At 67.3% G+C, this 9,516-nt stretch carries 11 protein-coding genes and 1 pseudogene; 3 read left to right on the forward strand and 9 right to left on the reverse strand.

The features are described 5' to 3' along the window. Positions 1 to 23: 23 nt before the first annotated feature. From ACWDS7_RS02275 to ACWDS7_RS02295, 5 genes are all read right to left on the reverse strand, one after another. On the reverse strand, positions 24 to 1,958 hold the full coding sequence (locus ACWDS7_RS02275) for an N-6 DNA methylase (RefSeq protein WP_451927731.1): 1,935 nt from the start codon (positions 1,956 to 1,958) through the stop codon (positions 24 to 26). 1,115 nt (positions 1,959 to 3,073) lie between these two features. Continuing rightward, complete coding sequence (locus tag ACWDS7_RS02280) at positions 3,074 to 3,574, reverse strand: hypothetical protein (RefSeq protein ID WP_451927732.1); 501 nt, start codon at positions 3,572 to 3,574, stop codon at positions 3,074 to 3,076. A gap of 169 nt (positions 3,575 to 3,743) precedes the next feature. Further along, positions 3,744 to 3,935 (reverse strand): hypothetical protein, encoded by a 192-nt coding sequence (locus ACWDS7_RS02285; protein ID WP_451927733.1) that lies wholly within the window; start codon positions 3,933 to 3,935, stop codon positions 3,744 to 3,746. 271 nt (positions 3,936 to 4,206) lie between these two features. Continuing rightward, entirely contained in the window at positions 4,207 to 4,413 is a 207-nt protein-coding gene (locus tag ACWDS7_RS02290) for a hypothetical protein (RefSeq protein ID WP_451927734.1), read from the reverse strand. Then, positions 4,410 to 4,625 carry a hypothetical protein gene (locus tag ACWDS7_RS02295; RefSeq protein ID WP_451927735.1) on the reverse strand — a complete coding sequence of 72 codons (216 nt, stop codon included), beginning with the start codon at positions 4,623 to 4,625 and terminating at the stop codon, positions 4,410 to 4,412. Before ACWDS7_RS02295 ends, ACWDS7_RS02290 begins: the two co-directional genes overlap by 4 nt. A gap of 151 nt (positions 4,626 to 4,776) precedes the next feature. Here ACWDS7_RS02295 and ACWDS7_RS02300 point away from each other — a divergent pair, with 151 nt between their 5' ends. The 3 genes and pseudogenes from ACWDS7_RS02300 (at position 4,777) to ACWDS7_RS02310 (ending at position 6,471) form a co-directional block, all read left to right on the forward strand. Further along, the gene (locus ACWDS7_RS02300) at positions 4,777 to 5,517 is read left to right on the forward strand and encodes a helix-turn-helix domain-containing protein (RefSeq protein WP_451927736.1); all 741 of its coding nucleotides are present in this window, start codon (positions 4,777 to 4,779) and stop codon (positions 5,515 to 5,517) included. Positions 5,518 to 5,519: 2 nt separating this feature from the next. Next, a pseudogene (locus ACWDS7_RS02305) lies at positions 5,520 to 5,993 on the forward strand (NUDIX hydrolase); the annotation flags it as partial. Between the two features lie 91 nt (positions 5,994 to 6,084). Beyond that, positions 6,085 to 6,471: a nuclear transport factor 2 family protein gene (locus tag ACWDS7_RS02310; protein ID WP_451927737.1), complete on the forward strand. Its 387-nt coding sequence runs from the start codon at positions 6,085 to 6,087 to the stop codon at positions 6,469 to 6,471. Between the two features lie 456 nt (positions 6,472 to 6,927). On the opposite strand, the gene ACWDS7_RS02315 is transcribed toward ACWDS7_RS02310, so the two are convergent. From ACWDS7_RS02315 to ACWDS7_RS02330, 4 genes are all read right to left on the reverse strand, one after another. Further along, on the reverse strand, positions 6,928 to 7,470 hold the full coding sequence (locus ACWDS7_RS02315; protein ID WP_451927738.1) for a hypothetical protein: 543 nt from the start codon (positions 7,468 to 7,470) through the stop codon (positions 6,928 to 6,930). Between the two features lie 204 nt (positions 7,471 to 7,674). Beyond that, the gene (locus ACWDS7_RS02320) at positions 7,675 to 7,836 is read right to left on the reverse strand and encodes a hypothetical protein (RefSeq protein WP_451927739.1); all 162 of its coding nucleotides are present in this window, start codon (positions 7,834 to 7,836) and stop codon (positions 7,675 to 7,677) included. 382 nt (positions 7,837 to 8,218) lie between these two features. Next, positions 8,219 to 8,755, reverse strand: a complete 537-nt coding sequence (locus tag ACWDS7_RS02325; protein WP_451927740.1) for a dihydrofolate reductase family protein — start codon at positions 8,753 to 8,755, stop codon at positions 8,219 to 8,221. Positions 8,756 to 8,811: 56 nt separating this feature from the next. Further along, entirely contained in the window at positions 8,812 to 9,459 is a 648-nt protein-coding gene (locus ACWDS7_RS02330; RefSeq protein WP_451927741.1) for a DUF998 domain-containing protein, read from the reverse strand. Between the last annotated feature and the right edge of the window lie 57 nt (positions 9,460 to 9,516).

Here is a 9,516-nt window from a genome sequence, read left to right on the forward strand (position 1 = left end):
GAGTTTCCTTCCTCAGAGATAGGTCATGCCGGGTTGAGAGTGAGCGCCCCGCTCATGAGGCCCTTAGTCAGCAGGGCGCGGGCGTCCGTGGCGGCCGTGACCAGTCGCCGGTGGAGCGAGATCTGCAGGTCGAGATCGTGGAGCAGGGTGGCGACACGCCGCTGAAGGGGCATCGGAGGCAGCACCACCGGTAGCTCCCCGAACGAGCGGGTGCTGATAGAGCGCGCTCCCGCGGAGGCCGAGCGGTCGTACACCCAGTCGAGTACATACGGCTGTGACAGGAAGCCAAGCAGATAGAGCGGATCGAAGACCTCCGGCTGGTGCGCCCGCAGGCGGAACAGGTTGTGGTGCGGCAGCCAGCCGCGGTGCTTGTCGCGCACCAGTGCAGGAGGGGCCAGCGCGCCGGACCGGATGCAGACGATGTCGCCGGGTTTGAGCAGGTAGCGCTCGTACGCCGCGGCGAATTCGGCCGAGATCTCCTCCTGGCCGGAGTCGGTGATGCAGCCCTCCCGCAGGTGTCTGGGCCGCACCATGGGGATGGCGCCGTCCGGCGAGCGTCGCTCGTCGCGCAGCCGCGAGTATGAGGGACCCGCCTGGATCTCACACACCTTTGCCAGTGTCGTGCTGGTCCAGCCGTCCGGGAGTGAGGACAAGCCCCCCGCCCCTCGGGCGAGCGCCGCCGCGTGCGCGCCGGCCACCTGGCCCGCCTCGTTCGCCCGCGCCTGCGCCTGCGTCAGCCGCTCGAACGCGACGGCGACGGCGCTCAGCCCGGCCGCACCGTCCGGCGGCTCGTTCGCCAGATAGTCGGCGGGGTTGAGCGAGAAGTCGCGGGCGTGGATGTCGCCGGGCGAAACCACTCTGCCGAGGCCGTCGTTCGCCTCGTGCTCACCGCCCGGCGCCTGGCCGTCACGCCACCGCTGGTACGTGGTCACGATGGCGTTCAGGTCGTCCGGCGACAGGGTCCGGTGGTTGCGGAACTTCGCTGCCCGCTCTCGTGCGTCGATGAAGAGCACCGGCGTGCCGGAAGTGCCCGGCCGGCGCAGCAACCACACGGACACGGGCACGTCCGTGGCGGCGAACAGTCGGCCAGGCAGGGCGATCACGCACTCGACCACGCCGGCGTCCACCATGTTGCGGCGGATGTCCCGCTCGGCCTGGTTGGCGGACGTCCCAGCGCTCTGCGGCATAATCACGGCTGCCCTGCCGCCGTCTTCCAGCGATTGCAGGACGTGCTGCAGCCAGGCGAAGTTGTCGTTCCCCGCTGGCGGCGCGCCGTACGGCCAGGTCGTCTGGGCCCTCTCCTGCGCCGTCGAGCCTGTGTTGAACGGCGGGTTCGTGACGATCACGTCCGCCCGAACCGCCAGCCGGTTCCCGCGCGCCTCCCACGGAGTGGACGTGCCGACTTCCAGGCTCGCATTGGCGCCGCACAGGGCCAGGTTCATCGCGGCGTACCGGAGGGTCTCCAGGCGCGGGCTCTCGCCACACACGTCCGTGTTCCCGCCCGCGGCGACGGCGGTCGCGACCAGCAGTTCGCCCCCGCGGACGTACGGGTCGTAGATGCGCTTGATCCCGGTGGCGCCGGAGACGACGAGGCCGGCCATGAGTCTGGTCAACGCGGGAGGCGTGAAGAACTCGCCGCTGCGCAGCGCGAGCAGTTCCTCGTACCTGCCGAGGAACTGCTCGTACGTCTCGCGCCCGAGGCCGGCAGAGAGGCGGACGACCTGCCTGAGTTCCTGGACAGCGTGTGGGGCCAGCCGCACCAAGGAGTTCTGCAGCCCTGGAGGCACGCCACGTCGGCGCAGCGCCTCGTCGGCTGCGTGCCCGATGCACTGGAGCAGTTCTTTGGCCTGCTTCGCGCCGCCGATGCGCATGGCCAGTTCGTGCAGCTTCGTCCAGCGCTCCCGCTCGGCCACACGCAGGAAATTGAGCGTGAGCAGCAGAGCCAGGTAGTCCGCCATGGCGGCGGAGCCTCTGACCGCGTCCGCCAGCGCCAGCAGCTCGTGCAGCCGTCGTACGTATCCTTCGCTGGGCGAATCCCCGACCGCAGGGGGCAGCGCTCGTTGTCGGGCAGTCTGCGGCGGACCCGGTCGCCGTAGGTGGTGCCGGGGGGCTCATCGCCGATCAATCTGTTAGCCGGGACGCGGCGCGCGTCCAGCCAGGTGAGCACGCTCTGGAGCTGGAAGTATTCCGCTTCCCCCGCCGACACGGGCTTAGGGAAATCCGCGTGCCGCCTCTCCCAGTTCGTGACGGCAGGACGCGCCACCTTGGCCCACTCCGCGATCTCCGTCCGTGTGATCAGCCGGCGGGCGTTACCCGCCTCCGCTCGCATCTCTCGCTGCTGTGCCATGAGCAGGACTGTAGAGGGGACGACAGCCCTGCGCCCTCTGAGCACTGCAGGTGCGCAACCTAAGGTCGGCTGGTGTGCGGTTGCGCATGCGTCCCCGAGATCGTCGATATGCCCCTGATCTGCAGGAAAATTCTTCAGACGACATCCAGTCGATCTCACCGATGGAGTGGAGTACCAAAAGAGGGTTAACAGATTGACGGGGCGATAGAACTCTATGAGATCAGATGCGTCGCGCCCGGTTCATGTATATGACCATGGGGGCAACCCTATGCTCGGCACGTCAATCGCCGTCTCTGAACCGATCCTCCACGTGGATTCGGGTTCCACGCCCCTCTCCTCCGTGCGGCCAGCTGCATACCTCGGCGAGCTGCCACGCCCCCTCGGCCGGAAAAGGATCACGGCGCGCCGGTCATCGGAGTGGCACTCACCGTTCGGCGGTGTCAGCGCAGTGACCCGTCCGACAAGTGCGGGACATGTGCGGGATGATCTTGCTGACAGTGTGAGCTGCGTAAGGCGTTCACGCAGCTCACACCATATAAGCCAGTCGTACGGCCACCGCTCTCCTAAAGCGGGTGTCGCATGTTCGAATCATGCCGGGGGCACTCTTCTGACCAGCCGTTGAGCCTCTGACCTGGGGTTCAGGGCGTCCTCTCTTGGCGACCACATGCTGCCGAGTGCCGCCGTAGGCAGCCGTAGGTCAGCACCTGCGGGACATGTGCGGGACGATCATGGACCTGCTTCCGCCACCGGCCCCGGCGTCAGCCCCAAGCCCTCGCGTGTCCACTGGGTGATGGCCCCCATCTGGACGGCAGCCGGGCGAGGATCTCCCGCCGTGATGCGCCGGCCGAGCTGAAGGTCCTCCCCCTCCAGGCCACTCTCCTCTTCGAGGATGCGACCGAGGTGGTAGGCGGCGGCCAGAACAGCGAGAGCCTCGTCCCTCAAATACCAGTAAGGGATCTCCATATAGGCGGAGTCCCCGGAATAGTCGAGCTGGAAAACGCCGCGAGGCCCCTCGTACCGCAAGACAGGACCTGACATGTACTCCTCGGTCTCCACATGTCCGAGCTCTTCGACGGCACGATGGACGATCCGGTCCCATATGGCTCTCTGCTCCGCGGTGAGGTGGACCGGACGAGGCTCGTCATCAGCCTCCTCAAGGTCTACCGGCACCGATTCAAGCTCGGCTCCATCCGCGCGAGGACGCCCGAAATAGATGTCATAGGTCACAAGATCCGAATCTTAAGATCGCATCTCGCGACGGTCCACCCACTTCTCGGCCAGCCCTTCCTTTCGACGGACGGCGACAGTCGAGGAAGGACGGAGTCCGCTCACCCTGCTTTTCTCGTGCGGAAAGACAAAAGCCCCGGCAACGCCGCGGCTTGGGTCATCAACCGATCTATTCGTCGTCGAGAGCGTTGTCGATCTTTCCGTTGATGAGGTCCTGCTGGCCGTCCATGCATTTGGCGTAAGCCCGGAGAAGAACGTCCACACTGTGGCCGGCACGCTTGGCCGCCTCGGTGGCCGGCACGCCTACGTTCAGCCAGAGCGACACGGCCGCGTGGCGCAGGTCGTACGGTCGAGCGGCCAACGACGACTCCACCTGAGCCGGAGTCAGGGCGAGCTTTCGCGCCCCCTGCCAGACGTACTTTCGCGCCCCCCTGCCAGACGTAGGAGTGTGCCGAACTGGAGTAGAACCCGTCATTGGCCGTGCGGAACAGCCTGCCGTCCTTCGCCGTGCCGTAGGTCTCAATGTGCTCGCGAAAGATGGCCGCGAGAACGGGCGGAATCGGAATCTCTCGTGTCTCCTTGTGCGCCCGGTGCTTGAGGCCGCGGGACTCGTGGGTCTCCCCCGAGTTGGTTCACCGCTTCGTCGCCTGCGGCCGGGCACGCTCCACGATGATGTGGCAGCCGGTGACTCGCCGGGCCAGGCCCGCCACGCGGCTGGGAGGGACGTCGGCCAGGCGCATCCGCCGGTCCTCCTGGCGCATCCCGACCAGGACGAGCACATAGCCGACGAGTACGGTCGCGCCGAGCATGAGACCGATGATCAGGGGGATCGCGGTCACGTCCAGCTCACCCCCGCCTCGGCGATGCCGCGCGGACGGTTGGCCGGACGCCGGGACTGCTCGTTCCTCGTGGTTGTCCTGCGCTGGGCCGCCTGACGGCGCACCCAGCGGTCCCCGGCTCGGCACTTGCGGCAGAGGAGCCGCCCCTGCTCCAGGGCCGCGCCGCACTCGCAGGCGGGGGTCTCGTCGATCGGCTTGATGTGGTTGATCACTGTCGACTCTCCTCTCGGTCGCTGCCGGTGGTGCCTCGCGATACCGAGAGTGCGACAAGGAGTCAGGACGTGATCACTACAGGATGGGACATGTTCAGGACGTCCGGTCTACGATTGCCACGTCCCTGGACGTCCCCTCTGGGCGGGTGGAATGGCGAACGAGCGACTGCGCGCGGCCCTTCTCGAACGCGGGACATCGGTGGCCGAACTGGCCGAGGCGATTGCGGTCGACCCGAAAACGGTGGAGCGGTGGATCACCAAGGACCGCACGCCGTACCGAAAGCACCGTTACGCAGTGGCTTCGTTCCTGGAAATGGACGAGAGATACCTGTGGCCCGAGGCGCTGACGCCTCAGCAGGTGGCCGCCGCGTCCGAGAGCGAGATCGTCACCGTCTACCCGCATCGCTGGGCCGTCCCCAGGGACGCCTGGGGACGTCTGTTCACACAAGCCGAACGAGAGATCGGTGTGCTGGTTTACAGCGGCATCTTCATCGCTCAGGACACCGGCATCATGCGGACGTTCACAGAGAAGGCCAAGGCTGGTATACGGGTGCGCATCCTGCTCGGTGACCCGGACGCGCTTGAGGCCGCCCAGCGTGGGGCTGACGGAGGCGTCGGTGAGGGCATGGCCGCGCAGACCCGGATGGCTCTGACGCTCTACCGCCCGCTGAGGCAGATCGACGGCATCGAGATCCGGCTGCACCACACGATCCTGTACAACTCCATCTACCGCGGAGACGATCAGCTTCTCGTCAACACCCATGTCTACGGCAAGTTTGCCGCCGATGCTCCGGTCATGCACCTGCGTAAGGTGCTGGGTGGAGACATGGTCTCGACCTATATGGAGAGTTTCGAAAACGTCTGGGCCGGCGCCACTCCCGCAGGGCCCTGATCGTGGCCCGCCGTATCGATTTCCACGACGACCCGAACGCCTCCGCACCCAACGGCCTGGTGCCATCCGTGAACGTCGTGGTCACCAACGAGACGGGCGAGATCCTGATGATCCGTCGGTCGGACAATGACAACTGGGCCGTGCCGGGCGGCGCGATCGACCTGGGCGAGCCACTGCCGGATGCGGCCATCCGCGAGACACTGGAGAAGACCGGAATCCGGTGCGAGATCACCGGTCTCGTCGGCACCTACACCGACCCCCGGCACGTCATCCTCTACACCTCCAACGGCGAGGCCCGTCAAAAGTTCTTCATTGTGCTGACCGGCCGCGCGACAGCCGGCGAGCCGACGCCGAGCGACGAGTCCCGCGAGGTGCGGTGGGTGCCGCGGGACGAGGTCGGCTCGCTGGCCATGGATCGGTCGATGCGGCTGCGGCTGCGGCATTTCCTCGACAACGCCGCCAGCCCGTACATCGGGCGAACAAGCTCACGCCGATGGGCTGCACGGCGACCCGAGGCACCTTTGCCCACACGTCCTCAAGTGGTTCCTCATCCTGGAAGGCGATCCCGTGGCCGAGCACACCCTCACCGATGAGCTGTACGAGGCCGAACGCCGTCTGCAGGCAGCGATGCTCGCCGGAGACGTCGAGGAGCTCGACCGGCTACTCGACGAGCGACTCGTCTTCACCGGGCCGCCGGACGGCGCGTGCCACCCGCGGGCCAAGCAGCTCGATCTCGACAACCACCGCTCGCGCAGGCAGGTCATGACCAAGCTCGTCCAGGAGGACCTCACCGTGGTCGTCGCCGGCACCACCGGCGTCACCTGCTTCCTGGGCGTGCTGGAGGGCACGTTCGCGGGCACGCCGTTCGTCTCGCGGCTGCGCTACACCCGCACCTGGGTCCACACCGACGAGCACGGCTGGCGCATCCTGGCCGCCCACGCCAGCCCGGCGTGATGTCACTCCCGTGCTCAGGCCGGCCTGTACGGCGCGCACGGCCGACTGGATGCAGTTGGACCGCCTGGCCCGTGCACAGGACGCCAACGGTGAGCTGACTGACTCCGAGCGGGAAGAGCTGACCCGGCTGCGCCGGCAGCGGGCCGAGGGCCACTGGACGCAGTTGTAGGACAGTGATCGCTAACCGTACGTGAACTGAGCTTGAGGTGGTTTGCTCAGGTCGCTGGCTTTTCTACGGCGGTGCATCGCTGGGTTGTGACGATCGCCGGCGGTGGCGAAGAGCCGTATGGAGCCGGGGCGATCGCCGCCGCAGGACTTCCTCCGTCGGGCCCATGGCATCGGTGACCGTGGCCGACGTCCGCACTCACCCTGGTGACCATTGGATCCTCCACGAGGAGCCGGCCCAGGCTGCGGAGCGGGCGGACGGAGGCCCGTCCTCACATCAGCGGGGGGCGATCAGAGGTAGAAGATCATCAGAAGGGTGAGGCCGATGCTCAGGGCTATGAAGCCCGGCGTTCTGGGCTGCCTGGCGGCCTCCCTCCGTGAGGAGATCACCAACACGGCGCCCATGGCCAGCGCCACCAGTAGGTGCAGGCCGTACCACATGGGGATGGGCAGTTTCCCGAGGATGGTCCCGGACAGCAGGTCGTCGGCGGCTCCGTAGCCGGAGAGGCCGGTCAGCACACCCAGGCCCAGCGCCGCGAGGGCGTATCGGAACCGTCCGAGCAGGGCCCAGAGGACCGTTCCCAGAGCGAGCAGGACCGAGGAGGTGTGGTGCAGTTGCCGGATGAGCAGGCCGCCGCGCACGTCGAAGCTGAGGTTCAGGAGCGAGTTGTAGGCGGCGCTCATGGGAGTGCCCCGGAGGGGCTCGTAGGAGCCGCTGTAGGCCACCGTCTGGCCGCTGGGCACGTAGAAGAAGGTCAGGAAGCCGCCGGTCAGCAGGACGACCACAAAACAGTAGATCAGCATCTCGCCCACCAACTGCCTCAAGCGCTCCATCCGGCATATTTCACCACGAACGGCCAGACACCGGCCCGGCGACAAGGGCCGCCGACACAAGGAGGAGGACGCGGAGGAGGGAACGGAGGAGGGAACGGCCGAAGGACGCGGTCGGCAGAAGGGCCCCGGTGAGAGACGGGTTCTGGCTGCCGACAAGGGGAAGCCCCGCCCCAGATGCTCCGGGACGGGGCTCGGGGGCCTCGGTCAGTTTTCCAGGTCACGGGCCAGGCGCAACCACGTGGTGAACAGGTCGGGGTCGATGTCGGCCAGGGTGCGGAGCCTGACGGCGGCCATCTGCCTGGCGGCCGGCTCCAAGCGGCCGGAGGGGTCGGAGATCTCCTGGCCTCGCCACAAGTCGAACGTCACGTAGCACGTAGGAGGAGTAGGCCTTGAAGTAGGCCACCGGGGTCTTGCCCGGGGCCGGGCCGAGACTCCAGACCGGGTGCCCGTGCCAGACCGCGCCCGCCTGAGGAAGCACGGTGTCGACGATGGTCTGCAGCTTCTCGGCGATCTCGCGCAGGACCGGGTCGAGGGCTGCGGCGTAGTCGGTGACGGTGGCGGGCTTGGTCATCTCTGGCTCCTTGGGCGGGCTGGTGACGAAGGTCCAAGGGCTCCTTGGGCGGGCTGGTAACGAGGTCCGGGGCTCCTTGGGCGGGCTGATAACGGGATCCAGGGACCTCTTAGACGGGCTGGTGACGGAGGCCCGGGGACCCCTTGGGCGGGTTAGTAACGGAAGTCCGGGGACCTCTTAGGCGGGCTGGTAGTGGAGGTTCAGGACACCGGACTTGAAGGTGGTCGAATCGACCAGTTTGAGCGGCAGGCGGCCGGTGCTCTCGTCGAACAGCCGGGTTCCGGCGCCGAGCACGATCGGGTGGACCATCAGGTGGAGCTCGTCGATGAGGCCCGCACGCAGCAGCGTCCTGGTCAGCGTGATGCTGCCGGTGATGCTGATGTTCTTGCCCGGCCGTTCCTTCGTCCTCCTCAGCTCGTCGATCACATCTCCGCTGATCAAGGTGGAGTTGTTCCACTCCGCCTTCTGCAGGGTGGTGGAGGCGACCAGCTTGGGGATGTTGTTCAGCTGGTCGGCCATCTCGCCGGTCCGGTGGGGCCAGACCTCGGCGAAGGACTCGTAGGTGGCCCGGCCCAGCAGGAGCGTGTCCGCCTCGGCCTGGATCGCCATGACCGCTGCGCCCATCTCCTCGTTCATGTAGGGGAAGTGCCACGTCTCGGGCGACTCCACGACGCCGTCCAGCGAGACGAACAGCCCGGAAACGATCTTCCTCATGGGTTTCTCCTCAGGAATGAAGTGGTGTGTGGTTCAGAGGGATGGAGTGGTGTGATTCAGGCGGACTTGCGGAAGCGGGCCGCGACCAGGGAGACCCAGGCCATCGCGATCATGACCCCCGTGGCGAGTGTCACCGAGCCGGCGTGCCCGCCGGTGATCGCCCAGCCGTCACCCACGATCAGGGCCACACCGGCCAGGCGGGAGGCGACGGCCATGCCGCGGACGCCGGTGCGGGTGAAGTACCGGCCGAGGACGAAGCAGGCCGCGGCGAGGGCGATGAACGTCACCGACCCCGTCACCATGTGCATGATGCTGTGCCAGCTCATCGCCGCCGGCGGCCCGGCGGGCGTGCCCACGGGGAAGCCGTCGGCAGGATCCATGACGAAGACACCCGCCCCGATCATTCCGATGCCGGCGGCCAGCGTCAGGCGCGGCACCCAGGTGCCGCCGGGCTCGCCGTACAGGGCCCTGCGGAACCCGAAGGAGCCGGCGATGAGCAACGAGCCGACGATCAGGAAGTTGGTGATCTGGATCCACCCGAGCGAGCCGGTGGCGAGCTGGCTGAACGGGTGGCGGACCAGGTCGAAGCCCTCACGGGTGAACGCCTGCGCAAGAGCGACCACGGTCCAGACGGGCATGGCCACCGTCGCAGCGGTGAGCAGCGTGCGCGTGGAGGCGGAGCTGCGGGTCATCGTGCTGGTCATGTTCCCGGTCCCTTTCGTGGCTCTGCCTACACGTCGTCCAAGCGATGTGACAGGGAA

This window comes from Streptosporangium sp. NPDC003464 (assembly GCF_053588315.1).

Coding starts and splice junctions, on each gene's coding strand:
- ACWDS7_RS02325 (WP_451927740.1), bottom strand. CDS start 8,755: ATGAGGAAGATCGTTTCCGGGCTGTTCGTCTCGCTGGACGGCGTCGTG.
- ACWDS7_RS02315 (WP_451927738.1), bottom strand. CDS start 7,470: ATGGAGCGCTTGAGGCAGTTGGTGGGCGAGATGCTGATCTACTGTTTT.
- ACWDS7_RS02330 (WP_451927741.1), bottom strand. CDS start 9,459: ATGACCAGCACGATGACCCGCAGCTCCGCCTCCACGCGCACGCTGCTC.
- ACWDS7_RS02300 (WP_451927736.1), top strand. CDS start 4,777: ATGGCGAACGAGCGACTGCGCGCGGCCCTTCTCGAACGCGGGACATCG.
- ACWDS7_RS02275 (WP_451927731.1), bottom strand. CDS start 1,958: ATGGCGGACTACCTGGCTCTGCTGCTCACGCTCAATTTCCTGCGTGTG.